The sequence below is a fragment of the Mycolicibacterium sp. SMGY-1XX genome, assembly GCF_059132455.1.
Genome location: NZ_CP101139.1, coordinates 5,064,018 through 5,089,956 on the forward strand (window position 1 = coordinate 5,064,018; position 25,939 = coordinate 5,089,956).

At 67.0% G+C, this 25,939-nt stretch carries 23 protein-coding genes; 4 read left to right on the forward strand and 19 right to left on the reverse strand.

The annotated features are described in order from the left end of the window. Positions 1–29: 29 nt before the first annotated feature. The 7 genes from NL241_RS24275 to NL241_RS24305 all read right to left on the reverse strand — a co-directional run bounded on the left by NL241_RS24275 (position 30) and on the right by NL241_RS24305 (position 8,852). Positions 30–1,289 (reverse strand): saccharopine dehydrogenase family protein, encoded by a 1,260-nt coding sequence (locus NL241_RS24275; RefSeq protein ID WP_494395273.1) that lies wholly within the window; start codon positions 1,287–1,289, stop codon positions 30–32. Between the two features lie 100 nt (positions 1,290–1,389). Further along, entirely contained in the window at positions 1,390–3,357 is a 1,968-nt protein-coding gene (locus NL241_RS24280; RefSeq protein WP_494395274.1) for a S9 family peptidase, read from the reverse strand. A gap of 28 nt (positions 3,358–3,385) precedes the next feature. Next, positions 3,386–4,201 carry an ethanolamine ammonia-lyase subunit EutC gene (gene eutC / locus NL241_RS24285; protein ID WP_494395275.1) on the reverse strand — a complete coding sequence of 272 codons (816 nt, stop codon included), beginning with the start codon at positions 4,199–4,201 and terminating at the stop codon, positions 3,386–3,388. Then, complete coding sequence (locus NL241_RS24290; protein WP_494395276.1) at positions 4,198–5,610, reverse strand: ethanolamine ammonia-lyase subunit EutB; 1,413 nt, start codon at positions 5,608–5,610, stop codon at positions 4,198–4,200. The genes eutC and NL241_RS24290 overlap by 4 nt, the downstream gene beginning before the upstream one ends. A gap of 118 nt (positions 5,611–5,728) precedes the next feature. Further along, positions 5,729–6,376 carry a helix-turn-helix domain-containing protein gene (locus NL241_RS24295; RefSeq protein WP_487686879.1) on the reverse strand — a complete coding sequence of 216 codons (648 nt, stop codon included), beginning with the start codon at positions 6,374–6,376 and terminating at the stop codon, positions 5,729–5,731. A 26-nt stretch (positions 6,377–6,402) separates the two neighbouring features. Next, positions 6,403–7,782, reverse strand: coding sequence for a DUF2252 domain-containing protein (locus NL241_RS24300; protein ID WP_487686876.1), 1,380 nt, complete (start codon positions 7,780–7,782; stop codon positions 6,403–6,405). Further along, a complete protein-coding gene (locus NL241_RS24305) occupies positions 7,779–8,852 on the reverse strand; it encodes an LLM class flavin-dependent oxidoreductase (RefSeq protein WP_487686874.1) in 1,074 nt (357 codons plus the stop codon). The genes NL241_RS24300 and NL241_RS24305 overlap by 4 nt, the downstream gene beginning before the upstream one ends. Positions 8,853–8,948: 96 nt before the next feature. Here NL241_RS24305 and NL241_RS24310 point away from each other — a divergent pair, with 96 nt between their 5' ends. Next, complete coding sequence (locus NL241_RS24310) at positions 8,949–9,419, forward strand: MarR family winged helix-turn-helix transcriptional regulator (protein WP_494395277.1); 471 nt, start codon at positions 8,949–8,951, stop codon at positions 9,417–9,419. 6 nt (positions 9,420–9,425) lie between these two features. Here NL241_RS24310 and NL241_RS24315 read toward each other — a convergent pair whose 3' ends face one another. Genes NL241_RS24315 through glnT form a run of 5 tightly spaced genes read right to left on the reverse strand, consistent with a single transcriptional unit; the run spans position 9,426 to position 14,897 of the window. Then, positions 9,426–10,613 carry an NAD(P)/FAD-dependent oxidoreductase gene (locus NL241_RS24315; RefSeq protein ID WP_494395278.1) on the reverse strand — a complete coding sequence of 396 codons (1,188 nt, stop codon included), beginning with the start codon at positions 10,611–10,613 and terminating at the stop codon, positions 9,426–9,428. Beyond that, positions 10,606–11,931, reverse strand: a complete 1,326-nt coding sequence (locus tag NL241_RS24320) for an FMN-binding glutamate synthase family protein (protein ID WP_487686866.1) — start codon at positions 11,929–11,931, stop codon at positions 10,606–10,608. The genes NL241_RS24315 and NL241_RS24320 overlap by 8 nt, the downstream gene beginning before the upstream one ends. Positions 11,932–11,966: 35 nt before the next feature. Then, the gene (locus tag NL241_RS24325) at positions 11,967–12,653 is read right to left on the reverse strand and encodes a protein glxC (RefSeq protein WP_494395279.1); all 687 of its coding nucleotides are present in this window, start codon (positions 12,651–12,653) and stop codon (positions 11,967–11,969) included. Beyond that, on the reverse strand, positions 12,641–13,540 hold the full coding sequence (locus tag NL241_RS24330) for a class II glutamine amidotransferase domain-containing protein (RefSeq protein ID WP_487686860.1): 900 nt from the start codon (positions 13,538–13,540) through the stop codon (positions 12,641–12,643). Before NL241_RS24330 ends, NL241_RS24325 begins: the two co-directional genes overlap by 13 nt. A gap of 28 nt (positions 13,541–13,568) precedes the next feature. Continuing rightward, on the reverse strand, positions 13,569–14,897 hold the full coding sequence (glnT, locus tag NL241_RS24335; RefSeq protein WP_487686857.1) for a type III glutamate--ammonia ligase: 1,329 nt from the start codon (positions 14,895–14,897) through the stop codon (positions 13,569–13,571). A 369-nt stretch (positions 14,898–15,266) separates the two neighbouring features. On the opposite strand from glnT, the gene NL241_RS24340 reads away from it, so the two are divergent. Then, entirely contained in the window at positions 15,267–16,604 is a 1,338-nt protein-coding gene (locus NL241_RS24340) for an ammonium transporter (protein ID WP_487686853.1), read from the forward strand. Then, the gene (locus NL241_RS24345) at positions 16,605–16,823 is read left to right on the forward strand and encodes a hypothetical protein (RefSeq protein WP_487686850.1); all 219 of its coding nucleotides are present in this window, start codon (positions 16,605–16,607) and stop codon (positions 16,821–16,823) included. A 71-nt stretch (positions 16,824–16,894) separates the two neighbouring features. Here the strand turns inward: NL241_RS24345 and NL241_RS24350 are convergent, their stop codons facing one another. The 3 genes from NL241_RS24350 to NL241_RS24360 are packed head-to-tail and all read right to left on the reverse strand — an operon-like array spanning position 16,895 to position 19,384. Then, positions 16,895–17,878, reverse strand: coding sequence for a heme-dependent oxidative N-demethylase family protein (locus NL241_RS24350; protein ID WP_494398381.1), 984 nt, complete (start codon positions 17,876–17,878; stop codon positions 16,895–16,897). Between the two features lie 34 nt (positions 17,879–17,912). Beyond that, complete coding sequence (locus NL241_RS24355) at positions 17,913–18,848, reverse strand: PDR/VanB family oxidoreductase (protein ID WP_494395280.1); 936 nt, start codon at positions 18,846–18,848, stop codon at positions 17,913–17,915. Continuing rightward, positions 18,845–19,384 (reverse strand): dimethylamine monooxygenase subunit DmmA family protein, encoded by a 540-nt coding sequence (locus tag NL241_RS24360; protein ID WP_494395281.1) that lies wholly within the window; start codon positions 19,382–19,384, stop codon positions 18,845–18,847. The genes NL241_RS24355 and NL241_RS24360 overlap by 4 nt, the downstream gene beginning before the upstream one ends. 139 nt (positions 19,385–19,523) lie before the next feature. Between NL241_RS24360 and NL241_RS24365 the strand changes: the two genes are divergently transcribed. Next, on the forward strand, positions 19,524–20,672 hold the full coding sequence (locus NL241_RS24365; RefSeq protein WP_494395282.1) for an FAD-dependent oxidoreductase: 1,149 nt from the start codon (positions 19,524–19,526) through the stop codon (positions 20,670–20,672). Positions 20,673–20,755: 83 nt separating this feature from the next. Here NL241_RS24365 and NL241_RS24370 read toward each other — a convergent pair whose 3' ends face one another. The 4 genes from NL241_RS24370 to NL241_RS24385 all read right to left on the reverse strand — a co-directional run bounded on the left by NL241_RS24370 (position 20,756) and on the right by NL241_RS24385 (position 25,730). Next, positions 20,756–21,082 (reverse strand): transglycosylase family protein, encoded by a 327-nt coding sequence (locus NL241_RS24370; protein WP_494395283.1) that lies wholly within the window; start codon positions 21,080–21,082, stop codon positions 20,756–20,758. A gap of 1,039 nt (positions 21,083–22,121) precedes the next feature. Further along, on the reverse strand, positions 22,122–22,685 hold the full coding sequence (mobA, locus tag NL241_RS24375) for a molybdenum cofactor guanylyltransferase (protein ID WP_487686840.1): 564 nt from the start codon (positions 22,683–22,685) through the stop codon (positions 22,122–22,124). A 10-nt stretch (positions 22,686–22,695) separates the two neighbouring features. Beyond that, a complete protein-coding gene (locus tag NL241_RS24380) occupies positions 22,696–23,787 on the reverse strand; it encodes a 2-oxoacid:ferredoxin oxidoreductase subunit beta (protein ID WP_487686837.1) in 1,092 nt (363 codons plus the stop codon). Further along, positions 23,784–25,730 (reverse strand): 2-oxoacid:acceptor oxidoreductase subunit alpha, encoded by a 1,947-nt coding sequence (locus tag NL241_RS24385; protein ID WP_487686834.1) that lies wholly within the window; start codon positions 25,728–25,730, stop codon positions 23,784–23,786. Before NL241_RS24385 ends, NL241_RS24380 begins: the two co-directional genes overlap by 4 nt. Positions 25,731–25,939: the final 209 nt, after the last annotated feature.

Here is a 25,939-nt window from a genome sequence, read left to right on the forward strand (position 1 = left end):
GTCATCGGACCGGTTCGGCAGAGCTGCTCTCAGTTCAGCCGGGTCGTCTCCAGCGTCACGCCCTCGGCGGCGGGCAACAGGTCCAGCAACGCGTCGCCCATGGCGGCGGCCGGGGTCAGCACGCCACGCAGATCCGACAAGGTGTCGCGATGCAGTGCCAACGCAAGCCCGCACTCCCCGAGCAGCACGGCGGTGGCTTTGTACCCGGGGTCGCCGAGCTGGGACATGGTGGTGCGGTAGCGCGCCCCCGCCGTGGTGGTGGTGTAGGTCTCGACGGTGTAGTGCCCGCGTTCGCGGGTGCTCTCGCTGGGACCGGTGCCCGGCGCCGGGACAATGCGTTCGATCAGCCGGCCGGGCAGTTTGTCGAAGTAGCGGCTGCCCAGGGCCAGCACTGCCGCATTGGTGGCCGTACCGACGGCGGCGGCGACGGGCGCCAGCGGCGAGGACCCCATGCTCATGCTCTCGCTGTACTGGAATCTCTTGCCGTACGCCCATTCCAGCAGGGCATTACTGCGTCGCACGATCCGGGCGTTGGGCGGACCCATCACGAAGGCGCCGGTCCAGATGGCGGACAGCTCCGGAGCGATCTGCGCCCCTTTGCGCCACCCGATGTCGGCTTGGGGACCGAGCTCGGGTTCGGCGGCACGGTCGGTGGTCAGTGTGTACGGGTCGGCCATCGCCGTGCGCTTGGCCGGGTCGGCGCTGGAGGTGCGCATCACCTCGAGCATGGAGGCGATGGTGCCACCGGACAGTCCGCCGGCGAAGCGCCGCACCACCAAGGTGGTGTCGAGCAGCTCCCCGGCGCCGTCGGCCTGCGCCTGCTTGTACAGCGCGTAGACGTTGAGATCCGAGGGGACAGAATCGAATCCGCAGGAGTGCACGATCCGGGCACCGGTGTCGGCGGCTTCCTTGTGATAGTGGTCGATGCTGTCGCGGATGAACATCGTCTCGCCGGTCAGGTCGGCGTAGTCGGTACCGGCCGCCGCGCAGGCCGCGACGAGCGGGAGCCCGTACTTGGTGTAGGGCCCCACCGTGGTGATGACCACCCGGGTGCGGGCGGCCATCGCGTTGAGGGTCGACGGCTGTGACGCATCGGCGGTGATCAGTGGCCAGGTCTGCGCATCGGGACCCAGCGATTCGCGCACTGCCAGGAGTTTGTCCGGGGAGCGCCCGGCGAGCGCGATCCGCGCGTCGCCGCCCGCCTTGGCCAGGTAGAGAGCGGTGAGTTTTCCGACGAACCCGGTCGCCCCGTACACCACGATGTCGAATTCGCGCTCCGCTGCGGTCATGATCCCAACCTACCGGTCGGTTGCTTACCTCGGCGAGCGCGCGTGTCCGTACAAAAATCTGCGGCGTGTCGCGTACAACGGCGTGCGCTCGCCGGGGTTGTCAACCCAATGTGTCCGGCAACTCCACCGGCTCCCCCAGTACGTGTTCGGCCAGGAACGCGATCACCACCTGGTACCAGAGCTTGGCGTGCTGCGGCGAGAGCACCCAGTGGTTCTCCGACGGGAAGTACAGGAACCGGTGCGGCGATTGGCCGTGCTCATCGGCGGGCAGGCCGGAAGCGGTGAGCAGTTCGAACCACAGCCGCAGCGCCTCCCCGATCGGCACGCGGTAGTCCTTGTCGCCGTGGATCACCAACATCGGGGTGGTGATCCGGTCGACGAATCGGTGCGGGGAGTTCGCGGCGGCCATCGCCGGCGTCATCTCCCGCAGCCAGTAGTACGACGAGTCGGTGGTGGCGCCGAACTGATCCAGGGCCCACAGGCTGGCGTGCGTGACGATCGCGGCGAACCGGTCGGTGTGGCCGGCCGCCCAGTTGGCCATGTAACCCCCGAACGAGCCACCCATGGCCGCGGTCCGCGAGGCATCGATCCGGGGGTCTGCGCAGGCCGCATCGGTGGCGGCCATCAGATCCGTGAACGGCGGGCCGCCCCAGGCACCCCATCCCCGTTGGATGAAGTCCTGGCCGTAGCCGGTGGACAGCGCCGGGTCCGGGAGCAACACCGCGTATCCCCGGGCCGCGAGCAGCCACGGGTTCCACCGCCACGACCACGCGTTCCAACTGCCCAGCGGACCACCGTGAATCCACAGCAGCAGCGGGGCCGGGCCCGACGAGTCCGGGAGCACCAGCCAGGAGCGCACGGTGCGGCCGTCCTCGGTGGTGGCGTCGATCTCGGTCAGCTCGCCCGGTAGGGCAGGCAGGTCCACGCCGGCAAGCACGGTGACGGTGCCGTCGCCGTCGATGCGGACCGGGTGGGGCGGGGCGGCGTACCCACTGCGCAGCGCGAAGACACCGGCCGCGGTGGCCACCACATTGGTGTAGGCGAAGTCGTCGGAGGTCAGCCGGTGCACGTGGCCGTCGAGGCCTACCCGGAAGACGGGACTGCGGCCGTGGTCGTCGGCGACCACGATGAGCGCCGAACTGTCCGCCGCCCAGGCGACCGTGACGGGCCAGCGATCCCAGTCCGGCGCGACGGCCTCGATGTCGCCGTCGAAAAGCATGCGGCACAGCGTGATTCGGGGAGCCTCGTGGGGCGTGGAGACGGTCTCCCTGGTGAAGGCCACCTGCGTGCCGTCCGGTGAGATGACCGGCGACTCGAGGTCGGCTCCGGCGTCGTCGGCGATGATGCTGCGGTCACCGGTGGCAACGTCGATGCGCACCAGGACACTGCGCAGCGAAGCGCCCGGGCCGGGCACCCGCCACGTCGCCACGATGAAGGTGCCGTCGGGACTGATGTCGAAGCTGCTGTCCCGCAGGGCATTTCCCGGCAGCGGTGTGAGGTCGCGGGAGTCGTCGGCATCGAGAAGATGGGGTTCCTGCGGCCCGAGGTCGGCGTCCCAGTGCCGGACGGGGTAGCCGGTGTGCAGGATCGCACTCACCTTCGAATCCTTGCGCAGTGCACGCAGACGTCGTTCGTCGTCCAGGTCGGCGGCCGACGGTAACAACGCCGCCGTGACGACGGTGCGGTGCGCCGCGCGGGCCGTGCGCACCGCATCGACGCCGCCGGGCAGCTGCAGCAGTCGGTCGGCCTCACCGCCGCCGACGGGGAGTCGCCACAGCGCGGCCGGCGGCGTGTCGTCGTCTTCCTCGGCCCGCACCGCGACGAACAGCAGGTCGTTGTCACAGGTGAAGGCCGGCGCCGATTCACCTTTGACCCCGCGGGTCAGCCGCCGCGCCGGCGCCGTGCCGGCGGGGTCCAGTTCCCACAGCGCCGTACGGAATTCCGTCTTCTTGGGGTTGAGCTCTGCCACGGTGATCGCCACCCGGGTGCCGTCGGCACTGGCCGCCAGGCCCGTCACGCGCGGCAGGGCGAGGTAGTCATCGAGGTTGTCGAACGGGGTCACTCCCATGGACAACCAGTAACACAACCCGGCGGTCTCAGCGCAGTTCGGCCACCTGCTGGGCCGCGGTCAGCACGTCTTCGGAGGTGTCTTTGAGATCCACCCCGGAGCGGCCCAACGCCTTCGCACCCCCCAGCAGCGCGACGATGATCTCCGCCGCCCGGCGGTAGCCCAGTCCGTGTGAATGGATGTTGGACACGCAGTTGCGGTCGGAGTCGGCCATCCCGGGGCGCGGGCGGTAGGTCAGGTACGCGCCCAGGCTGTCGGCCACCGAGAGCCCGGGCCGCTCCCCGATGAGCACCACCACCGCGTCGGCACCCAGCGCCGAAGCCACGTGGTCGCCGAGCGCCACCCGCGCTTGTGTCGCCACGACGGCAGCCACCGTGGCCGCCGGCAGCGCCGCCACCAGGGCGGCCACCATGGGCACGGCGTGGTCGGTGACGGCGCGTGCGGACAGCCCGTCGCACACCACGATCGCCACATCGGGGCCGGAGCGGCTCAACCCGGTCAGGTCTTCGGGCCGGCGGCCCAGGTCGGGACGGCGCAGATAGGTCGACCGGTCCGGGGCCAGGCTGCGCACCACCGGAACCTCGTCCACGCCGAGTCCGGCGAGCTCGCCGGCCAAAGCCTCGGCGTCGATGGCCGAGTGCACGGCGTCGCGCGCCGCGGCGTGTGCGGCGGTCAGGTCGAGGACGGCGGTGGTGTCCAGCGCGTCACCGGCGCGTCCCAGCCCGATCCGGGAGCGGGTGTGCGCCCGCAGCCGATCCCACAGGGCACGTTCCGTGCTGGATACGCGATCCGCTCCGCCGCTCGTCCCTCGCGCCCTCGCTCCTCGCTCGGCGGTGCTGCTCATGCGCTGGCCGCCAATGCCCGCAGCGACGACGCGCTGGCCTCCAGCGGCCGGATCAGCCCGTCGGCGCCGATCATGTCCTGTGCGGCAAGCCATTCCTCGAACTCCGGCGCCGGACGCAGCCCGAGGGTTCGCCGTGCGTACAGCACGTCGTGGAACGACAGACTCTGGTAACCGAGCATGATGTCGTCGGCCCCGGGCACGGCGATGACGAAAGCGGTACCCGCCGCCGCCAACGAGGTCAGCAGGATGTCCATATCGTCGCCGTCGGCTTCGGCGTGGTTGGTGTAGCAGACGTCGACGCCCATCGGCAGCCCGAGCAGCCGGCCGCAGAAGTTGTCCTCCAGCCCGGCGCGGATGATCTGCTTTCCGTCGTAGAGGTATTCGGGCCCGATGAAGCCCACCACGGTGTTCACCAGCAGGGGCTCGACGGCCCGGGCCACGGCGTAGGCGCGGGCTTCGAGGGTCTGCTGGTCCACCGCAGCGCCCTCGACACCGAGATGCCCGCCGGCGGACAGTGCCGAGCCCTGACCGGTTTCGAGGTACATCACGTTGTCGCCCACGGACCCGCGTTGCAGCGAGCGCCCGGCTTCCATGCCTTCGCGCAGAAGGTCGATGGTGATACCGAACCCCTTGTTGGTGGCTTCGGTTCCGGCGACGGACTGGAACACCAGGTCCACCGGTGCGCCGCGCTCGATGAGCTCGATGGTGGTGGTGACGTGGGTGAGCACACACGACTGGGTGGGTATGTCGTAACGCGATCTGATGTCATCGAGCAGACGCAGCAGCTCGGAGACCGCCCGCGGGGAATCGGTGGCCGGATTGATCCCGATCACGGCATCACCGCTGCCCATCAGCAGCCCGTCGAGCGTCGCGGCGGCCACACCCTGCGGATTGTCGGTGGGATGGTTGGGTTGCAGCCGGCTCGCGAGGCGGCCCGGCAGCCCGATGGTGGACCGAAAAGCCGCTGTCACCAACGGCAACCGAGCCACCGCGATCAGGTCCTGGTTGCGCATCAGCTTGCTGACCGCAGCCACCATCTCCGGCGTCAGCCCCGGTGCCAGCGCGGTGACCGTCGCAGGCCCGTCAGGGTCGATCACCATGCGCAGCAACCAGTCTCGGAGCTCTCCGACGGTCAGCGACGCCACCGGCGCGAACGCCTCGCGGTCGTGGGTGTCGATGATCAGCCGGGTCACCTCGTCGGTCTCATACGGCACCACGACCTCGGTGAGGAAGTCGGTGAGCGGGATGTCGGCCAGGACGTAGCGGGCAGCGGCGCGTTCGGCGTCGGTGGCGGCCGCGCAACCGGCCAGCTGATCCCCGGACCGCGGCGGCGAGGCTTTGGCCATCACCTCCACCAGGTTGTCGAAGGTGTAGGTATGGCCGGCGAGCGTGTGGCGGCGGATGGTCACCGCCCCAGCCTGCCCGGCGTCGTCGCTCGCCCGGTTACTCCACCGTTTCGCGGGCGTTTCAACCCCCTGACCCCTTTGTGGATCTCGGCGGCGCGCTGGGACGTACAGCGCCGGCGGGTCAGGGGGTGGTGTCCGGGAAGGCGATGACGGACAGGAAGCGGATCGGCAGGGTGATCAGGGCGGTGGGGCCGTGCGCGCCCTCGCCGTCGAACTGCAGCGAATCGCCGGGCTCGAGCCGGTACACCGAGGCCCCGTGGCCGTACTCCATCACCCCTTCGAGTTGGTAGATGAACTCGGTCCCGGGATGCTGGAACAGCGGATAGGTCTCGCTTTCGGTGGTCAGCGTCACCAGCAGCGACTCCAGCCGCTTGTGCTGGCCGCGCAACGCGCCGAGCAGCTCGTAGTGATGGCCCACCTGCGTGCCGTTGCGGGCGATCTGCGGTCCGGTGCCGGCCGCGGTGAACACCGCCGCGCGCTCGGCGTCCACCCCACGGAACAACGACGTGACCGGAACGTCCAGACCCGCCGCCAGCCGCGCCAAAGTGGCCAGGCTGCAGGAGGTCTGGGCGTTCTCGATCTTCGACATCATGGCCTTGGAGATGCCCACGCGGTCGGCCATCTCCGACACCGACAGACCACTCTGGGTTCGCAGCGCCCGGACGTTGCGGGCGATCGCGCCTTCGAGCCCGGCGCCCAGGAGCGGCTCCGACGGGACGCGCTCCCCCGCGCTACCCGCCCGGTTTCGCAGCAGTGGATCATCGGTCATGTCAGGAGACGCTACCGTGCGCAGCGCTACCACCCTTGTTCGGCGGCCTCGAGTTCCCTGTTTGCGATCGCGGTGCGCAGATCGGCGTGATCAGCGCGCGTCTGCTCGGCGTAGGCGCGGGCATACCGGCGGATACCGTCGGCGAACGCCTCCCCCTTGCCGATGTACCCGGCAATCGCATCGGGGTGCCCGCTGCGGGCGTGCGACTTCGCCAGGGCGTGCCCGCACGCGGCGGCGAACTGGGGCAGATAGCCGGAGATCTGCTTCCCATCGGGGATGACCTTCATGTCCCGGAACTGGCGCACGTAGTAGTCGTTCCCGTCGACGCGCATATGGCCGAGGAAGATGTCGCTGGCCGTCTGCATGAGGCGTTGCCCGACGACCACCCTTTCACCGTGATTCTCGAATTCACTGGGCCCGAGGAACTCTTCGTAGACCGATGCGGTGGCCTGCTTCGCTTGTGAGAACACCGGTTGCCTGCCGCTGTCGCCTTCCAGCAGGTGCAGCCAGACCCGCATCCCGACGCTGCCCACGCCCACGATCTGCCGCACGGAATCGACACGTCGGAACCGCTCGACGAGTCGACGCAAGTGCGCTGGGATCGAGGCGAGGTAGGTGTCGTAGACCTGCTCGTAGGCACGCACCCGCTCCTCGTGGCTCATCCCCTCGTCGATACGCTTCATCGGATCCAGACTGATGCGGCGTTGACCGTTCTCCTCGGAGACGAGCTGCCGAGCCACCCCATGGTGGGTGCGCTTGCGTGACTGCTTTTCGATGTCTCGGCACGCAGCTGCGGCGAACTCCGAGGCCAGACCCTTCAGCGGTACGTCGGCAGTGATCCGGTCGTACCAGATGTCCAGCTCTCCCATCTGGGCGTAGCGACGCATCGAGGTGCAGTAACCCTCGATCGCCGAGGACGCGGAATCCTCGCCGCATCCGGCCGGCAGCCGTTCGGCGTCCGCCAGCACGTAGATGCTGGTGACGAGCCGCTTCAGATCCCACTCGAAAGGCCCGGGAAGGGTCTCGTCGAAATCACGGGCGTCAAAGAGGAGTTGGCGCTCCGGAGAGGCCCAGAGCCCGAAATTCAGAATGTGCGCGTCACCGCACATCTGCACCGTCAACCCCGAGTGCGGCGCCGCAGCAAGATCGGCCGCCATCACCGCGGCGGCGCCGCGCAGGTAGGTCCATGGTGAGGACGCCATCCGTGCGTACCGCAACGGCAGGAGCGCGGGGTCGCGCACGGCCTCTTGGGCGCGCAGCCGGTCGAGGGCACTCATCTGACGGGCGCCCGCATCCCAGAGCGCCGCGGCCCGGCGCGGTGCCTGCTTGCGCGCACGACGACCGTCGCGGGCGTCAGCGGCGGCGACAGCGGAGGCGCGCACACGTGGGGTCGGGTGGTGGCTCATGCGCTTCGCCCCTCTCGGAGCCGCTCGGACTGCTCGGCCAGGAGCTCGCGGACCCGGGGAATGACCTGGCTGCCGTAGAGCTCGACCGAACGCAGCCGCGCACTGGCCGAGACGGTCCCCGCGGACGAATAGATCATGTCGAACCGGCCCACATCCAGCACCCGGATGGCGCGGGCGATCTTGGTGGCGACCGTCTCGACCGAACCGACGTACAGCGAGCCGTGTTTCACCTCGGAGTCGAACTCCTGCCGGGTGATCGGCGGCCAGCCGCGCAGCGCGCCGATCCGGTCGCGGATCTCCCGGTACCCGGGGTAGAACAGCTCCTCGGCTTCGTCGTCCGTGGCGGCCACGAAGCCGGGCGAGTGCATCCCCACCGGGTATGCGGTGGTGCCGAGTTCCTGACACGCCCGCCGGTACAGGTCGATGTAGGGGACGAAGCGATCAGGCGCACCGCCGATGATGGCGAGCATGAGCCGGAACCCGTACTGGGCGGTGCGAACCACCGACTGCGGTGAACCACCAACTCCCACATAGGTTTTGAGACGCCCGGATTCTGTCTTCGGGTACACGTCCGCGTCGCGCAGCGCGGCCCGGGTGGTGCCCTCCCACGTCACCGGTTTCTCGTCCAGGAGGCGGTGGAACAGGTCGATCTTCTCCTCGAAGAGCACGTCGTAGTCGGCGAGGTCGTACCCGAACAGTGGGAACGACTCGGTGAAGGAGCCTCGCCCGAGGATCACGTCGGCCCGGCCGTTGGACAACGCATCGACGGTGGCGAAACGTTGGAACACGCGCACCGGGTCGTCGGAGGACAGTACCGTCACCCCCGAGGCGAGCCGAATGCGCTTTGTGGCGGTGGCGATTCCCGCCAACACCGTTTCCGGGCTCGAGATCGCGTATTCCGGCCGGTGGTGCTCGCCCAGCGCCACCACATCGATGCCGATCTGGTCGGCCAGGATCGCCTCGCTGACCGCCGCGCGGATCGCCTGCGCCTGCGACATGACCTGCCCCGTGTCGTCGCGGGGCCGGTCGCCGAAGCTGTCGATACCGAACTCGATCTGCGAAACGTCCATCTCGTGCCGTCCTCCGCCACATGTAGTTGACGTGTAAATAGTTGACATATGAATCATGCCCGGCATGATTCATATGTCAACTACTCGGGAGGCCTGATGGACGCTGCGACGGGTCGACGACTGCCCACGAAGGAAGAACTCGCCGTCTGGCGGGCACACATCGAGACTTTCGAGATCGTCCGCGCGCGCATCGAGGCCCGGCTGCACCAGGACTCCCACCTGTCGAGCGGGGATTACCGGGTACTTCTCGCGCTCACCGAGGCGACCGGGCAGACATTGCGGTCATCGGAACTCGCCGCACACATCGAGTGGGAACGTAGCCGCCTGTCCGGCCAACTCGGCCGCATGGAAAAGCGAGGCCTGGTACGCCGCGAACCCTGTGCGGAGGACGCCCGCGGCGCACGCGTCGTCCTCACCGACGAGGGCGCGCGCGCATTCCGCGCCAGCACCGTGCCCCACCTCAAGGCGATCAAAGAAGTGTTCGTCGATGCCTTCACACCCGAGCAACTCGCCCAGGTCGGCGAGGCCGCGACGGCCATGCGCCACCACCTGGGCCTCCACCCGTGACCCCGACTAGCGCAGCTGTCCGGCTCCCGAATACGGGTGCGGGCTGGTCAGCTTCTGCCCCTCGGCGAACCGCGACAGGCGGAAATCCGATTCCGGGATCCGCGGGTCGCTGCTCACTCCGTCGACCACCAGGTCGGCCACCAGACGCCCCACCGCGGGTGCGATCTTGAACCCGTGGCCGCTGAAACCGACGGCCAGCACCAGCCCGTCGATCGGAGTACGAGACATCACCGGGTTGAAGTCCGGTGTGACGTCGTAGCATCCGGCGTAGGTCGACGCGACGGCGCCGTCGGCCAGGCCCGGAAACCGGTGCGACAGCTTCTCGACGATGCTCTCCAGGAAGTCACTGTCGGCCCGGTTGCTGTAGGCATCGGGGTCAGCGGTTTCGACGGTCGCCAGATCGCTGTTGCCGAACAGGATCTCACCGCCCACATCGGGGCGGACGTACTGCAGCGACACCAGATCCGAGAACACCGGCAGCGTGGTGACATCACCCGCATCGGCCGGCGGCTTGAGCATCACGATCTGCTCACGCACCACCGTGATCGGCAGGTCGATGTCCAGTGCGGCCAGAAACGACGACGACCACGCACCGGTGGCCAGCACCATGGTGCCGCAGGCGATGAACTCGCCGTCGCGCAACCGGACGCCGCGCACGCGGTCGCCGTCGACCACCACCTCGGCGACGGGCGCGCTCTGGCGGATCTTGACCCCCGCCGCGCGGGCGGTGACGGCGAACGCCTGCGCGGTCATATAGGCGTCGCCGTAGCCGCCACGCGGTTCATAGGCGAAGCCGGCGAAGTCATCGAGATACGCCGTGGGCCACAGTTCGGCGACCTGCGCATGATCGATCCGCTCGGTCTGCACTCCGACCGCACGCTGCGCGGCCAGGTTGGCGTCGAGGGCGTCGACGTCACCCTCGCCCACGCCCACGACGTAGCCCGTGCTGTGGAATCCGATGGGCTGGCCGAAATATTCGTCGGCGGCCTCGAAGACCTCCAGCCCGTACTGGCTCATCGCAGCCAGCGAGCTGACGCCGTAGTGGCAGCGCACGATGCCGCTGGACTTACCCGTCATACCGGAACCGACGGTCGAGCGCTCCAGAACCAGGACGTCGGTGACCCCGCGGCGCGCCAGCGCCCACGCGGTGGCGGCGCCTTCGAGCCCACCGCCGATGATGATGACCTCAGGCATGACCGGGAATCCAGTTCGTGCCGGCCAGCGGGATACGCGCCATGGCGGCGGCTTCGATGGTCAGCGCCACCAGATCCTCCGGTTCGAGATGTTGCACATGCGATTTCCCGCAGGCGCGGGCGATGGTCTGCGCCTCCATGGTGATCACCCGCAGGTAGTTGGCCAACCGGCGGCCGGCCTCGACGGGATCGAGCCGTGCGGACAGTTCCGGGTCCTGGGTGGTGATGCCCGCGGGGTCCCGGCCGTCCTGGAAGTCGTCGTAGTAGCCGGCCGCACTTCCCAGCGCCTCGTACTCGTCGTTGTAGCGGGGGTCGTTGTCGCCCAACGCGATCAGTGCTGCGGTGCCGATGGCCACCGCGTCGGCACCCAGCGCCAGCGCCTTGGCCACGTCGGCGCCGCTGCGGATGCCACCGGAGACGATCAACTGCACCTCACGGTGGACGCCCAGTTCCTGCAGAGCTTGTACGGCCTGCGGAATGGCCGCCAGTGTCGGGATGCCGACGTGCTCGATGAACACGTCCTGCGTGGCGGCGGTACCGCCCTGCATCCCGTCGACGACGACGACATCGGCGCCGGCGTGTACGGCCAGCTTGACGTCGTAGTACGTCCGGGAGGCGCCCATCTTGACGTAGATGGGCTTCTCCCAGTCGGTGAGCTCCCGGAGTTCGGCGATCTTGATGGTCAGGTCATCGGGTCCGGTCCAGTCGGGATGCCGGCAGGCGCTGCGCTGATCGATGCCTTCCGGCAGATCGCGCATCTTCGCCACGCGCTCGGTGATCTTCTGCCCCAACAGCATTCCGCCGCCACCGGGCTTGGCGCCCTGTCCGAGCACGATCTCGATGGCGTCGGCCTTGCGCAGGTCGTCCGGGTTCATCCCGTACCGGCTGGGCAGGTACTGGTACACCAGGTTCTTGCTCTGCCCGCGCTCTTCCGGCGTCATGCCGCCGTCACCGGTGGTGGTGGAGGTGCCCGCCTCGCTGGCGCCACGGCCCAGGGCCTCCTTGGCGTTCGCGGACAACGAGCCGAAGCTCATTCCCGCGATGGTGACCGGAATGCTCAGGTGCAGAGGGTGTTTGGCATGCCGGCTGCCGAGCACCACATCGGTGTCGCAGCGTTCCCGGTACCCTTCCAGCGGGTAGCGGGACATGCTGGCGCCCAGGAAGGCCAGGTCGTCGAGATGCGGCAACCGCCGCTTGGCGCCCCACCCACGGATGTCGTAGACACCGGTGGCGGCGGCCCGCTGGATGTCGGCGATGGTGGCGCGATCGAACGTGGCGGATTCGCGCAGACCGCGTTGCACGCGGGCGTCATGACTCATGCCGGTGGTTCTCCTCGAGAGGTCGGTACGGGTTATCAGTACGTGTTGTCGGAGTGGAAGTGATACAGCGAACGGGCCGACCCGTACCGGGTGTACGTGCTGGTGTCGTCGTCGAACCCGGCTTCTTTCAGCAGGGCGGCCAACTCGGCGTGATGGTCCTCGTTCATGGTCTTGGCCACGCAGTCCGCGCCCAGCGAGGCGACGTCGCCGCGGACGTAGATGCGCGCCTCGTAGAGCGAATCACCCAGCGCGTCACCGACATCGCCGCGGATCACCAGGGTGCCGCTCTGGGCCATGAAGGCGCTCATGTGCCCGGCGTTGCCACCGACGACGATGTTGACGCCCTTCATCGAGATACCGCAGCGAGCCGCGGCGTCACCCTCGATGACCAGCAGGCCACCGTGGGCCGTGGCGCCCGCCGACTGTGAGGCGTTGCCTCTGACGACGACGGTGCCGCTCATCATGTTCTCGGCGACGCCCACTCCGGCATTGCCCTCGATGGTGACGTCGGCATGTTTGTTCATGCCCGCCGCGTAGTAGCCGACGTGGCCGGCCACCCGTACCTGGATGGGAGCGTCGATTCCCACGGCCAGGTTGTGCGCGCCGGCGGGGTTCAGTATCGCGAACGAGCCCTCCACACCGTCGTCGTGCAAGGCGGCGTTGACATCTCGCACGCTGGTCTGCGCGATGTCGAAGATCGTTTCGGAAGTCAGCGACTCCATGCGTACACCACCTCGGGTTCGGGTTCGAACAGATGCGCCTGATCGATGCCGGGTAACCCGACCAGGGCGCGGTACTCCGACGCCATGGCCACCCAGTCGTCGGTTTCGGCGACGACGGCGGGCTTGCAGGCGATCGCGTCGCGCACCACCGCAAAGGAATCGGAATTGGACACCAGAAGTGTGTAGAAGCCGTCGAACTCAGCGCACAACTTCTTCAGCGCCAATTCGACGTCGGCGCCGGAGGCCAGCTGGTGTGCGACGTAGCGGGCACCCACCTCGGTGTCGTTCTCGCTGTCGAACTGCACACCGTCGGCGCGCAGTTCGCGCCGGATGGTGGCGTGGTTGGCGAAGGAACCGTTGTGCACCAGGCATTGATCCGGGCCCACGGCGTACGGATGACATCCCGCGGCGTTGACGGCCGACTCGGTGGCCATCCGGGTGTGCCCGACGCCCTGCCAGCCCTGTGCCTGCGCCAGGCCGTAGCGCTGTGCGAGTTCGCGCGGATGCCCGACGCCCTTGAGCACGGCGACATCCTGGCCGAAGCCGGCGACCAGCGCGGTCGGGACAGCGGCCTTGCACGCCGCGAGCAGCGCGTCGGTGCTCACCGACGCGTGCACCACCAGGGTGTCCGCCAGCGGCAGCACCGTCACCGGGACCGCCAATGCGTGGGTGAGTGTCTCGGCCAGCGAATCCGCCTCGGCCGCATCGACTTCGAGCAGCGACACCGTACTGTGTCCGGCCGGCGACCACGTGGGGTCGCCGTAGACCGCCACCCCGGCTGAGTCCGAGCCGCGCTCCCCCATCTCACACAGCATCCCGGTGAGCAGCTCACCGAGCCGGGGGTAGAGCTCGGGGTTGCGCAGATGCAACCCCACGATTCCGCACATCAGATTTTCTCCTTCGGGAACAGACTGTTCAGAACGCTTGCAGGTACCGCTCGATCTCCCATGGGGTCACTTCGCGGTGCCAGGTGAAGAACTCGTCTCGTTTGAGGTTCGCGAAGTACGCGCCGACACCCTCACCGGCCCCGTCGAGCGCACTCATCACCACATCGTCGGCCTCCAGCGCTTCGACCGCGTGCAGCAGGGTCAACGGAAGTGGTTGCAGCCGTTCGGTGGTCGAGGCACCCGGCTCACCCGGATCCAGGTTGCGCTTGATGCCGTCCAGACCGGCACCCAGGGCAGCAGCGATGGCCAGGTACGGGTTGGCCGAGCCGTCCGGGCCGCGCAGTTCGATGCGCTGATCGTCGGGCACGCGGACATAGTGGGTGCGGTCGTTACCGCCGTAGGTCGGCGTGCGCGGCGCCCAACTGGCTCCGGAGGTGGTCGAGATCGCGCCGGTGCGTTTGTAGGCGTTCACGGTGGGTGCGACGACCGCCTGCAGCGCGCAGGCATGTTCGAGGATGCCGCCCAGGAAGTTGTAGGCCACCGGTGAAAGGCCCAGCCCCCGGGTGTCTGGCGCGTCAGCGGACGCGGGAAAGACCGCTTCGCCCTTGCTGCGCAACGACAGGTGCATGTGCATCCCGCTGCCGGTGCGGTCACTGAACGGCTTGCCCATGAAGGTGGCGATCATGCCGCGCTGCTCGGCGAGCATGGTCAGCAGATAACGCAGGGTGATCACGCGGTCTGCGGTGGTCAGGGCGTCGGAGTAGGTGAAGTTCTGCTCGAACTGCCCGTTGCCGTCCTCGTGGTCGTTGGCGTAGTTGCCCCAGCCCAACGAGTTCATCGCCGAGGAGATGCCGGCAAGGTGGTCGAACATCCGGGTGACGCCGCGAGCGTCGTAACACGGTTGATCCGCGTTGTCCCCGGGGTCGGCGGTCTTCAGTGTTCCGTCGGCGTCGCGGCGGAGAAGGAAGTACTCCACCTCGGCGCCCACGAAGGCCTCGAGATCGCTGTCGCCGGCGCGCTGCAGCATCGACTTCAAGATGACGCGCGGCGCGAACGGCCACGGCTTGCCTTCGACGTGCGGATCGCAGTGCACGATCGCCAGACCCTCTTTGATGAACGGGATCGGGGTGAACGAGGCGGGGTCCGGAATGGCCATCAGGTCAGGGTCTTTGGGTTCCTGCCCCATGGCGCCCACGGCGTAGCCGGCGAACCCGACGCCCTCGTTGACCAGTTGATCGACGGCCTCGACCGGTACGAGCTTGGCGCAGGGCTTGCCGCGCAGATCGACGAACAGCGCGAGGAGAAAACGGGTGTTGCTGTCTTTCGCTGCCTGCGCCAGGTCCGTGGGAGCTGCCATCTCGCACGCCTCTTCTCTGATGTCTAGGGGAGTTTCTTCACAGTGGATAATGTACACCAAAGGTAAACACGGGTTTGTTGCAGGCACGTGTCGTCCCCGTGAGCATTCGGTCTCGCGGCACAGGTCGGAGGTCATGGCCACGGCGGTCTCGGCTCGACTGGAACGCCCGCGGCGCGAAGTCGTTCGGGCCGAACATGATCCGAGAGCAGCGGGGCCGGACTCAACGCCGACCGAGGACTTCACCGCAAATTAACGCGCAGTGACCGCCGGGACACACACCCACAGCTAGCGTCAAGCCTCGTAAACCCGCAGTACCCCCCGAACACTGTGGAGAAACCACAGCCGTTCGCCTAGACGTGGAGGTTTCCCTTGACACCAGAAGTCGAGGACGCATTGACGACCATGGCTGCGGTCAACAATGAGTTCTTTTACTGGATGTCCATCGCGGTCATGATGCTCATCCACGCCGGCTTCCTCGCTTACGAGGTCGGTGCGTCGCGCTCCAAGAACGTGCTCGCGACGGCCATGAAGAACCTGTTGGCATTGGCGACCATCATCGCTTCCTTCTTTTTTGTCGGCTGGTTCCTCTACAACGCCATGCCGAGCGGCTTCATCGAGATGACCGATGCCGCCAAGGCAGCGCTGCCGTGGAGCGACAACATGGGCCCGAATACGGCCGACTCCGCCAGCGGTATCTTCTGGGGTGCCTTTGCCCTGTTCGCCGCGACCACCGGATCGATCATGTCCGGCGCCGTCCTGGAACGTATCCGCACCAGCGCCTTCCTGATCCTGACCGTCCTCGTCGGGTCGGTTGTCTGGATCATCGGCGCGGCCTGGGGCTGGCACGGCGCAGGCTGGATGCTCACCCAGCTCGGCTTCCACGACGTCGGCGCCGCCGGCTGCGTCCACATGATCGCGGGCTTCGCCACCCTGGGCATCCTGATCAACCTCGGCCCGCGCATCGGCCGGTTCGCGCCCGACGGCACCGCTGTCACCATCCGCCCGCACAACCTGCCGCTCACCATGCTCGGCCTGATGCTGATCTTCGCCGGCTTCTTCGGTTTCCTGATGGGCTGCGTGATCTACAGCGGTACGGGCTACGCCACCATCTACGGCAGCCCGACCACGTTGTCCGCCTTCGCCTTCAACGCCCTGATGGGCCTTGCCGGCGGCATCATCGGCACGTACATCACCTCCCGCGGTGAGCCGTTCTGGACCATCTCCGGCGGCCTCGCCGGAATCATCGGTATCGCCTCCGGCATGGACCTCTACCACCCCGCCCTGGCGTTCGTCATCGCCCTGGTGGCAGGCGCGCTGATCCCGTTCATCGGCAAGTTGATCGAGCGCTTCAAGATCGACGATGTGGTGGGTGCGGTGACCGTGCACGGCGGTATCGGCCTGTACTCGGTGTTGATGGCAGGCGTCTTCTTGGCCGGCTACCCCAACACCGACGGAAATCCGTCGATCTCGTTCTGGGGCCAGGCCGTCGGCGCAGCGGTGTTCGCGATACTGGGCTTCCTTCCGACGTATCTCGTCTCACTGGTGCTGAAAAAGGCGGGCCTGCTACGCATCCCACCGGAGGTCGAACTGCAGGGTCTGGACCTCACCGAGGTTCCGGCCACCCCGTACCCCGAGGGCATCCCCGTCACCACCATGAAGCCCAGCAGTGGCACCGCGGTGCTCGGAGCCGGCGAGGGGGTGAAATAAATGTTCAGTCCCATCGACAGCTACGACGAACTCGGCCCGGTCTTCACGTTCGGCGGTAACTCTCTCGGTGTGTGGATCTTCTTCATCCTCGCCGTTGTGCTCTTCATCGGGTTCTTCGTCCGCATGATCCAGCACGAGAACCACGCCTACAAAGCGATCATCGAGCACAAGCCGATCGAGGCGGGTCCCGCCGCCGAAGGCGAACCGCCCGTCTACTGATTCTGCTGCCGCTCAACAGGAAAGGGCCGGTCACCGCAAGGTGACCGGCCCTTCTCACTGGCCCACAGAATCTAGCTGGGCCCGCGGGAGCGCAGCCACTGCACCGCACGATCGCGGTAGGAGATGATCCCCTTGTAGTCGGCCATGTCGTCCGGCAGCTCGGCCAGCACCATCGCGGCGCGCTCGCGCCAGGGCTCGACCGTCGCCAGATCCGCCAACGGCAGCATGTACGTGCGGATCAGGAAACAGATGGCTCCCGACTCCGGCAGCCGAATGAGGTGCTGCACTTCGACCCGCAGATGCACCAGCCGCCCGAAGGTCTCGTCGTCGACGGTGCCCACCATCGGACGATCCGGGCCCCATTCGTGATACAGCTCGGTCGAGACGTCGAGCCGTCGCCCGATCGTCATCGACCAATTGGTGCGACGGTAGGTCTCGTTGGGTTGCAAGCGCATCAGGAACTCCCGCGCCCGGGTGATCACACCGGTTTCGCGCAACCGCGGTACCGGGCCGTGAATCTCCAGGAACGTCATCCCCACGTCGAACCCGAATGACCAGTCCGCGGCGAAGGTCACCACGCCGGCGTCGCCGAACAGGTCACCGTCACGCTGATCGAGCAGCACGATGTCCTCTTGAACCTGAGAAGCGATGTACGCCAACGGTTCAGCGGGCAATGTCGACTCATCACCCACCACGAACCGGACGTCGATGCCCAGCCTGCGGTTCTGCCAGTGCCAGGTGGTGCCGTCGTGTGTCAGCGACATCGACTCCGGATACGCCGTGGCCATCTCCGTCATCATGGCCAGCATGACGTCCCAGCACGCGGTCCGCATGTGTGGCAGCACCGCGTAGCGACTGGGGTCGCTCGCGAGAATGCGCGACCGTTCGGCGAGCTCGTGTTCGTATTCGCTGTCGATGTCGATCACCCGCGCGCCCCACTGACCGGCTGGGGTTACGACGGCACTACCTGCGGGCTCGACGTTGGTGCTGTACCGGTAGGTTTCGGCAGGGAACGGAAAAGGGAAGGTGCGCACCAGATCCGGCGCGGAGATCAGCTCGGGCAGGACGGTCACGTGCAGGTTCCTCCGATCACAGGGACAGTTCTATGCGGCCACCGGCGGCTCGCGACACACAACTCATCATCGAGTCGCAGGCCGCTTTGTCAGCGTCGCTGAGATACAGGTCGCGATGCAGGATCTCGCCGCTGGACACGGGCACGCGGCACTCACCGCACACTCCCTGCCGGCACAGGTTGGGGATGTCATGGCCGCGCGCTTCGAGCGCTTCCAGCAGTGAAACACCCGAGTCGACGACAAACGCCTCGCCGGTACCGGAGACCACCACTTCGAACGGTTCTCCGGGGTCAAGAGCGTCGATGCCGAAGCGTTCCAGGTGAATCCGGCTGGGCGGCCACCCCAGCGCCGCCGCCGTGGACACCACATCGTCCATGAACGACGCCGGGCCGCACACGTACAGATGTGCACCGAACGGCTGCGAGGCGAGCGCCGGCCTCAGATCGGTCAGGAACGAGGCGCGCTCGGTGTACATCTGCGCGTCGTCGGTCAAGGATTTCACCTCCTCGACGTAGGCGCCCCGGCCCTCGCGGTGCAGGTACAGCACCTGCACCTCCCGGCCCCACCGTTGAGCACTGCGCAGGTGCGAGATCATCGGCGTGATCCCGATGCCGGCGGCGATCAGCAGATGCCGGCGTGCGCGCAGCACCGGCGCAAAGGCACTACGGGGCGGGCGGGTGACGACGCTGTCCCCGACCGCCAGTTCGTGGTGGATCCAGCGGGAACCGCCTGCACCGGTGGGACATTCCAAGACAGACACGACATACTCACGCGGCGCCACGCTGTCCGAGGTGAGGGAGTATGCGTTGGCGGTGTCCCCGCATTCGATGACAATGTGGCTACCCGGGGTGAACGACGGCAGCACCGCGCCGTCGGGACGCGCCAGGGTCACGGTGCGGACCCCGGGAACACCATCGTCGATGGCGCGGACCACGAGTTCGAGGGTGCTCATGAGGCCACCGATTCGGCGTCCACCATGAAACCCAGGTGAGCGCCCTTCAAGCGTGAAACATGGTAGTAAACAAGCAGATTACGTCCGCAGCCGACGCACGGCACAACCCCTTCCATGGCCACATCGGTCCGGGTGCGCGTGCTGCAGTGCACACAGATCACGTCGCGGGCCTGCACCGTGGTGCTGGCCACCACCATCTCGTCATCGGCGACGCCGCACCTCAAGGCATGCGCGCGTAGTCGCAGGAGGACATCGGCGGGGCCGGCCACCATCAGCCGCCACCCGACCAACGCCTCGGCGAGGTCCGCGGAGACCGCCTCCGCGGCGGCGGCGTCGGCGTCGACCGCCAAGGTGTGCACGGTGAGGCCGGCGTCGGGACGGTGTGCGGTGATCTGCGTGGTCCAGTCGGCCACCACCGCTTCGGCGTCGGGACCGAAGCTGACCAGCGACCAGTATCGTCCGGTCAGGTCGGCTTCGGGTTTTTGAACGGTGGCGGCCCAGGCCGGCACGCTGGTCAGTTCCAGATCGGGTTTCATCGGCCCTTCCGTCACGGATACGGGGTGGATATAACAGCGGTAGACCTTGTTCCCTGTCAGGAAATCATCGCTGCGTTTCGTCGGTGTGAATCCGACGTCTCCACCGCTTGACGAATTGCGGCGTCGGTACGTTCTACCCGTGAGCGAACAGTTCGTCGTCGTGGGTGCGGGGATCGCCGGATTGGCCACCGCAGCAGCACTTCAGCGCCGCGGATACCGCGTGACGGTGATCGAAGAACGACAGGACACCTCGCTCGGGGCGGGCATCAGCATCTGGCCCAACGCGTTGGCGGCACTCGACGAGATCGGGCTCGGCGACGCCGTGCGAGCGGCAGGGGGCCGGATCACCGCCGGAGCGATGAGGTGGCACGACGGCTCGTGGTTACGCCGCCCGTCGCCCGAGCGCCTGGTGAAGGCGCTGGGCGAGCCGCTCGTCGTGGTGCAACGAGCAGCGTTGCGCGACATTCTCGCCGGAGCACTGACAGCGGGCACCGTTCGTTACGGCATGGCCGTCACCGGCGTGCTCGCCACCGCCGACGGAGTGCGGCTGACGCTGGCGGACAACACCGACGTCCACGCCGAGGCGGTGATCGGCGCCGATGGCACCCATTCGGTGGTGGCGCGGCACCTCAACGGCGGCCTGGCGAATCGTTACGCCGGTTACACCGCGTGGCGCGGTATCGCCACCTACTCTCTGGACCCCGCCCTGGCAGGCGAGACGTTGGCGCCGGGTGCGGAGGTGGGACATGTGCCGCTGGGAGACGAGCTGACGTATTGGTTCGCCACGGAACGCACTCCGGAGGGACAGCGCTCCCCCGGCGGCGAGCTGGCCTATCTGCGGGAGAAATTCCGCGGGTGGGCGGATCCGGTTCCCTCGATCCTCGCTGCCACCGAGGCCGGCGCTGTGTTGCGCAACGACCTGTATGACCGCGCACCGGCACGGCAATGGGCGCGCGGGCCGATCGTGATCGTGGGTGACGCGGCCCACCCTATGCGCCCGCATCTGGGCCAGGGTGGCTGCCAGGCGCTCGAAGACGCTGCCGTCCTGGCGCACCTGGTGAGCGGGTCAGCTGATGTCCCGACGGCCTTCGCGGCCTTCGCCGCAGTGCGCAAGCGTCGCACCGCGCCGCTGGTGCGGGAATCCGCCACCATCGGCAGGATCGTCAACCTGCGACCGGCGGTCTTGAGTGCGCTGGCCAGCCGGGCCTCGGCACTGGTGCCCGAACCGGTCCTGACCCGGCATCTGAGCGCCGTCGCCGCACGGTCGGCGTTTCGGCTGCCTCATTGAACTCACACCGTGAAAAAAAGACGCCGACGGTGCCGGGCAGAACGCCCGGCACCGTCGACTCGTCAGGTTGTTCCGATCGCGTACTAGCCGCGGCCGCCGCACACCGGCCATGCGCCGATGCCCTGGCTCTGCAGCACGTTCTCCGCGACGCGGATCTGCTCCTCGCGGGTGGCAGTGTGCGGCGAGCCGTTGCCGCCGTTGGACTGCCAGGTACCCATGGTGAACTGCAGGCCACCGTAGTAGCCGTTTCCGGTGTTGATCGACCAGTTACCGCCAGACTCGCAGGCTGCCACGGCATCCCAGTTCACGCTGTCCGCGTTGGCGGTGCCCGCGCTGAGTGCCATCGGGGCCGCAACCAGCGCCCCACCGATCACAGCCATGGTGAGCTTCTTGCGGAGGTTGTACAACATCGTTCCTTTCGCCACGCGCGCGCCATTGCCACACCCACCATCAGGTGGGTGTGCTGGTCTCGTGAGGACCGCGGCTCATCGGGTCATGCCGTCTCGGTCAGACATGACAGGGGAGGCATCATCGGCCCGCCGGCTTCTGCTCGACGGAGGCTGGGCCTGGTTTCGACCCCGCCACTCCCACTCACACGCAGGTTTCGTGGTTATGTGAAATTGTCAGCTCCCTTTCGGGACAAAATGGACCGTACGGGGAGATCGACCGGTAGTCACATCGCCGACGCGCTTATCTCAGTTTGATAACGGACAGATCACGGCAAAACCTTAGAAGAGTCTGTGCAGGTCATCGCAGCAATTGCCCGCTGTACCCGATCGGAATGGATTCATTTCGAAAGTGACCTATCTCACGTCCTTTTTGTGAACCACGCCACAGATTGTGCCTGGTTTCAAAGCTCTTGCGCCAGCGACAAATTGGTTGTTGTTACCGCTGTGACGCAAGTGGACGTTGGGTCCCTCCCAACCGGAAAGCCATCGCGAGCAACGGTTTTGCTAGGACAGTCACCTCGCCGCTGTTCGGATAGTGACGCCGATTTACCCGAAAGACACTGCTGTACAGGACTTTACGTATATCACTGACGGTTAGCGAGACTCACCCTGGACTCCCGGATGGGTCTGCACCGATGAAGCGGCTTTGAACCGTGCCGATGCGTACCGAGGTCTGAAACTGCTGTGACAGAACATTATTGATGTGATGCCCAGCCTCGACGCAGACGGCAACGACAGGCTTGCGCCGATACGGTTGAACGCGCACCGGAAATCATGGAGATGCCATTTTCGAAGCCAGAAACTCCGCGATTCCAGCTAACTTTGCCGGAACGCGGGTGAATGAACCACAGATAGGGTCCGATTCGGCCAAATCGGTTGCTGCACATGCTTTCTCACGCGACCGGCGCCGCGACACCCCAGGCCCCCGTTGTTACGGGGCGAAACATGATCAGGGGGTTTAACTAAATTGTGCCGACAGGTGAGGATTTGCTGTGCACATTCAGTGCAGGTCAGCCGCGGTATTGATATTTGCGAGTGCCGGCTGTTCCGGCAGCACGATGCGCTGGGTGTTCACAGTGTCGACCAGCGCGCGCATGCTGCGCTCCCCCGCGGCGATCAACCCTTCGATGCGGTCAGACAAGCCGGTCTGGTAGATACCGGCCAGGTAGTGGTCCCGCCCGTCCCAGGGCAGGATCACGTCGGCACCGGTGTGGCTTGCCAGCTCGTCGATCAACTCGACGGTCATCAGCGGCATGTCCACCGCACACACAAAAGCCCGCTCGGCACCTGCATCCGCGGCCGCGCGCAGACCGCGACCCGTGGCCAGCAGCGGACCGACACCGCGCACCTCGTCTCGCAACACCGTCGCAGGCAGCTCCGGCAGCGCCTGACCGGGCGCGGCGATGACGAACACCGGGTCGCAGCGCGCGGACAGCGTCGCCACCACGTATTCGACCATCGGCTTCGGTCCGCCGGGTCCGTCGAAGATGACGGTGGCCTTGTCGCGCCCCATCCGCCGCGACGCCCCACCCGCCAGCACGACACCGGCCAGCGGAGGGGACATGCGCCTCAGATTAGTCGACGGTCCAGGTGTCGCGGCCCCGAAGCAGCGACTGAAGTGCGGCGGTGTCGTGCGGGATGGTCTCCCGTGCGGTGGCCACCTGGTGACGCGCGGCGTCGTTGTACGTCGGCCGCTGTACCTGACGGAAAATCCCCATCACGGTGTGCTCGAGGTTCTGATCGCTCAGGCGTGACAACGCAAAGGAGTACGACGGGTCGTTGAGCGACGGGTCGTGGACCACGATCTCCTCGCCCGCGACGTCTGCGGTCTTGGCCACTTCGAGCCCGAACCCGCTGCGCACCACGCAGTATTCGTCGTTGGCACCGAAGGTCACCGGTTCACCCGGCTTCACGCGGATGACGCGCTCCTCGGCGCCTTCCTTGCGCAGCAGGTCGAAGGAACCGTCGTTGAAGATCGGGCAGTCCTGCAGGATCTCCACCAGGGCGGCGCCACGGTGTTCGGCGGCTGCCCGCAACACCTCGGTGAGCCCGGCGCGGTCGGAGTCCAAGGCGCGTCCGACGAAGGTGGCCTCGGCACCCAGGGCCAGCGACACCGGGTTGAACGGGTGGTCCAGCGAGCCCATGGGCGTCGACTTGGTGACCTTGCCGACCTCCGACGTCGGCGAGTACTGCCCCTTAGTCAGGCCGTAGATCCGGTTGTTGAACAGCAGGATCGTGATGTTCATGTTGCGGCGCAGCGCGTGGATCAGGTGGTTACCACCGATGGACAGCGCGTCACCGTCACCGGTGACCACCCAGACCGACAGATCGTCGCGGGCCAGCGACAGACCGGTCGCGATCGACGGCGCACGGCCGTGGATGGAGTGCAGACCGTAGGTCTCCAAGTAGTACGGGAACCGGCTGGAGCAGCCGATGCCACTGACGAACACCATGTTCTCGCGCCGCAGCCCGAGCTCCGGCAGGAAGTTGCGAATGGTGTTGAGGATGACGTAGTCACCGCACCCGGGGCACCAGCGCACCTCCTGGTCGCTGGTGAAGTCCTTGCCCTTCATCGGCGTGTCGGTGGTGGGGACGCCGCTGGTCTTGGACAGCCCGGGCGTCAGGCCCAGATCGAGGCCGTTGAGGCTTCCCATCAGGTCAGTCATGAGTCTGCTCCTACACCAGTCGCGGCCGGCTCTTGGATGACAGCGGCCAGTCGAGCGAGTTTGGCCTTGTCACTTTCCTTCTCGGCCAGCGTTCCGTCGAGTGCGGAATCGATGACCCCTTCGAGTTCGTCGGCCAGGAACGCCATGCCCTGCACCTTCGTCACCGACTGCACGTCGACCAGGAATCGGCCGCGCAGCAGCAACGCCAGCTGACCGAGGTTCATCTCGGGCGCCACGACCTTGGGGTACCGCCGCAGCACCTCTTCGAGGTTGGCCGGGAACGGGTTGAGGTACTGCAGGTGAGCGTGCGCCACCTTGATGCCCTTGCGCCGGGCGCGACGGCACGCCTCGCCGATGGGACCGTAGGAGCTGCCCCAGCCCAGCAGCAGCAGTTCGGCGTCGCCGGTGGGGTCGTCGACCTGCAGATCGGGTACCTCGATGCCGGCGATCTTCTCCTGCCGCAGGCGCACCATCAGATCGTGGTTGGCGGGGTCGTAGGAGATGTTGCCCGAACCGTTGGCCGACTCCAGACCACCGATACGGTGCTCCAGACCCGGGGTGCCCGGGATGGCGAACTGGCGGGCCAGCGTCTGCGGATCACGGGCGTACGGCTGGAACGGCTCACCCTCGGCGACGAAAGCGTGCGCGATCTTCGGGTAGCTCGCGATGTCGGGGATGCGCCACGGCTCACTGCCGTTGGCGATGGCGCCGTCGGACAGCACGATCACCGGAGTGTGGTACTTGATGGCGATCCGCACCGCTTCCACGGCGATGTCGAAGCAGTCCGACGGGGAGCGCGGCGCCAAGACCGCGACCGGCGATTCGCCGTTACGGCCGAACATGGCCTGCAGCAGGTCGGCCTGTTCGGTCTTGGTGGGCAGACCGGTGGACGGGCCGCCGCGCTGGACGTCGATGATCACCAGCGGCAGCTCGGTCATCACCGCCAGGCCGATGGCCTCGGACTTCAGCGAGATGCCGGGGCCGGAGGTGGTGGTGACACCCAGTGCGCCGCCGTAGGACGCGCCGATGGCCGATCCGATGCCGGCGATCTCGTCCTCGGCCTGGAAGGTCAGGACGTTGAAGTTCTTGTGCTTGGACAGCTCGTGCAGGATGTCCGACGCCGGGGTGATCGGATAGCTGCCCAGCATCACCTGCAGGTCGGCCAGGTGCCCGGCGGCCACCAGACCGTAGGCCAGCGCGGTGTTGCCGGAGATCTGGCGGTACTCACCCGACTTGAGCTTGGCCGGGGACACCTCATAGGTGGTGGCGAAGGCCTCGGTGGTCTCGCCGTAGTTCCAGCCGGCCTTGAGCGCCAGCACGTTGGCTTCGGCGACATCGGGCTTGCGGGCGAACTTCTCCCGGATGAAGGTCTCGCTGGTCTCGATGGGCCTGCCGTACATCCAGGACAGCAACCCGAGCGCGAACATGTTCTTGGCGCGCTGGCCGTCCTTCTTGGAGGCGCCGATGGCCTCGACAGCGCCCAAGGTCAACGACGTCATCGCGACGGCCTGGACGTTGTAGTCGGAGAGTTCGTCGTTCTCCAGCGGGTTGGCGTCGTAGCCGACCTTGGCGAGGTTGCGCTTGGTGAACTCGTCGGAGTTGGCGATCACCAGGCCGCCGCGCGGCAGGTCGCCGATGTTGGCCTTCAGCGCCGCCGGGTTCATGGCGACAAGAACATCGGGCCGATCGCCGGCGGTCAGGATGTCGTAATCGGCGATCTGGATCTGGAACGACGAGACACCGGGCAGCGTGCCCTGTGGCGCCCGGATCTCAGCCGGATAGTTGGGCTGAGTAGCCAGGTCGTTGCCGAAGAGCGCGGCCTCGGAAGTGAAACGGTCGCCCGTGAGCTGCATACCGTCGCCGGAGTCACCCGCGAAGCGGATGACCACCTTCTCCAGTTTTTCCCGAGGGTGCGACTTGGTTCCGTTGTCGGTCGGACCCACGTCTTTCGCCTTTCGCCGGTGAACAAAATGTGAGTACTGCTGCGACTCTTGATAGGGCGTACCCCGGCGCTGTCCGAAGGAACGCACCGTCGGGTTTTCACCCATCAGAGTTTGATGTCACTCGTAGTACCGATTATTGCACTTTCCTTAGGCAACGCTTCACGGCGGGGCCACTCGACACGCCGCTGCAGCGCCACCGTCTGCCCAGT

What these genes read in the sequence shown, in the direction of transcription:
- NL241_RS24275 (WP_494395273.1), bottom strand. Translation starts at nt 1,289, where the DNA reads ATGACCGCAGCGGAGCGCGAATTCGACATCGTGGTGTACGGGGCGACC.
- NL241_RS24280 (WP_494395274.1), bottom strand. Translation starts at nt 3,357, where the DNA reads ATGGGAGTGACCCCGTTCGACAACCTCGATGACTACCTCGCCCTGCCG.
- eutC (WP_494395275.1), bottom strand. Translation starts at nt 4,201, where the DNA reads ATGAGCAGCACCGCCGAGCGAGGAGCGAGGGCGCGAGGGACGAGCGGC.
- NL241_RS24295 (WP_487686879.1), bottom strand. Translation starts at nt 6,376, where the DNA reads ATGACCGATGATCCACTGCTGCGAAACCGGGCGGGTAGCGCGGGGGAG.
- NL241_RS24300 (WP_487686876.1), bottom strand. Translation starts at nt 7,782, where the DNA reads ATGAGCCACCACCCGACCCCACGTGTGCGCGCCTCCGCTGTCGCCGCC.
- NL241_RS24305 (WP_487686874.1), bottom strand. Translation starts at nt 8,852, where the DNA reads ATGGACGTTTCGCAGATCGAGTTCGGTATCGACAGCTTCGGCGACCGG.
- NL241_RS24310 (WP_494395277.1), top strand. Translation starts at nt 8,949, where the DNA reads ATGGACGCTGCGACGGGTCGACGACTGCCCACGAAGGAAGAACTCGCC.
- NL241_RS24315 (WP_494395278.1), bottom strand. Translation starts at nt 10,613, where the DNA reads ATGCCTGAGGTCATCATCATCGGCGGTGGGCTCGAAGGCGCCGCCACC.
- NL241_RS24320 (WP_487686866.1), bottom strand. Translation starts at nt 11,931, where the DNA reads ATGAGTCATGACGCCCGCGTGCAACGCGGTCTGCGCGAATCCGCCACG.
- NL241_RS24325 (WP_494395279.1), bottom strand. Translation starts at nt 12,653, where the DNA reads ATGGAGTCGCTGACTTCCGAAACGATCTTCGACATCGCGCAGACCAGC.
- NL241_RS24330 (WP_487686860.1), bottom strand. Translation starts at nt 13,540, where the DNA reads ATGTGCGGAATCGTGGGGTTGCATCTGCGCAACCCCGAGCTCTACCCC.
- glnT (WP_487686857.1), bottom strand. Translation starts at nt 14,897, where the DNA reads ATGGCAGCTCCCACGGACCTGGCGCAGGCAGCGAAAGACAGCAACACC.
- NL241_RS24345 (WP_487686850.1), top strand. Translation starts at nt 16,605, where the DNA reads ATGTTCAGTCCCATCGACAGCTACGACGAACTCGGCCCGGTCTTCACG.
- NL241_RS24355 (WP_494395280.1), bottom strand. Translation starts at nt 18,848, where the DNA reads ATGAGCACCCTCGAACTCGTGGTCCGCGCCATCGACGATGGTGTTCCC.
- NL241_RS24360 (WP_494395281.1), bottom strand. Translation starts at nt 19,384, where the DNA reads ATGAAACCCGATCTGGAACTGACCAGCGTGCCGGCCTGGGCCGCCACC.
- NL241_RS24370 (WP_494395283.1), bottom strand. Translation starts at nt 21,082, where the DNA reads ATGTTGTACAACCTCCGCAAGAAGCTCACCATGGCTGTGATCGGTGGG.
- mobA (WP_487686840.1), bottom strand. Translation starts at nt 22,685, where the DNA reads ATGTCCCCTCCGCTGGCCGGTGTCGTGCTGGCGGGTGGGGCGTCGCGG.
- NL241_RS24380 (WP_487686837.1), bottom strand. Translation starts at nt 23,787, where the DNA reads ATGACTGACCTGATGGGAAGCCTCAACGGCCTCGATCTGGGCCTGACG.